This is a genomic window from Lacrimispora sp. 210928-DFI.3.58 (genome assembly GCF_020554865.1).
Classification (GTDB): domain Bacteria; phylum Bacillota; class Clostridia; order Lachnospirales; family Lachnospiraceae; genus Enterocloster.
This window is the reverse complement of sequence record NZ_JAJCIC010000105.1, coordinates 1-551: the sequence shown is the minus strand read 5'-3', so window position 1 is coordinate 551 and position 551 is coordinate 1. Positions and strand designations below refer to the sequence as shown.

Below are 551 nucleotides of genomic sequence, written 5' to 3'. Positions count from 1 at the left end.
ACAACCAAAACAACAGAAAAATAAAAGAAAAGTATAAATAGTAACCATCGCCAGATTGAGATTGTTTGCAAGGTCTTTTGAAGCCCGTTGCCGGACTTCGTTGCCGACACCCTCTGTCTGGCTATTTTCATGTATGGAGGATAACTGCCTATGGCAAAAAACAAAACAGAGATTCATGTTACAACGGTGTTTGACGGGGAACTGGACGCCACTGATGTGTTCGTCAGCCTGATTTCCCAGAAATACGGAAAGACAAATACAAAAGAATATCTTGCTAAAAAGAAAGATATAAGCTATAATGAAGATGAGGTTCAAAAGAGCCAGATACCGTCTGGATTGTGTGGGTAAATGGCTATGATGAACGAAATGGAATACAGAACAATCGGAAAGGCACTTGCCGGGGGCTATCGTGCAGCGGTCTATTGCAGGCTGTCAAAGGACGATGACCTGCAAGGCGAAAGTGCCAGTATCGCAAACCAGCGTGATATGCTGGAAAAATACTGCGAAAAGCAGGGATGGGAGGTTGTGGCAGTCTATCAGGACGATGGCTT

General features: G+C 44.1%; 3 protein-coding genes. 2 read left to right on the top strand and 1 reads right to left on the bottom strand.

Annotated elements, in window-relative coordinates:
* Positions 1-177, bottom strand: a 177-nt coding sequence (locus tag LIZ87_RS22645) for a tweety protein (RefSeq protein WP_082425556.1), incomplete at its 3' end; no start/stop codon positions are given.
* Here LIZ87_RS22645 and LIZ87_RS22105 point away from each other — a divergent pair.
* Together LIZ87_RS22105 and LIZ87_RS22100 are read left to right on the top strand one after the other, a co-directional pair.
* Entirely contained in the window at positions 151-348 is a 198-nt protein-coding gene (locus LIZ87_RS22105) for a hypothetical protein (RefSeq protein WP_002304371.1), read from the top strand. The genes LIZ87_RS22645 and LIZ87_RS22105 overlap by 27 nt on opposite strands.
* A partial coding sequence (locus LIZ87_RS22100) for a recombinase family protein (protein WP_186879343.1) occupies positions 349-551 on the top strand: 203 nt, incomplete at its 3' end.

Bases quoted from the DNA above. Each gene is read 5' to 3' on its own strand.
- LIZ87_RS22105 (WP_002304371.1), top strand. From the start codon at position 151: ATGGCAAAAAACAAAACAGAGATTCATGTTACAACGGTGTTTGACGGG.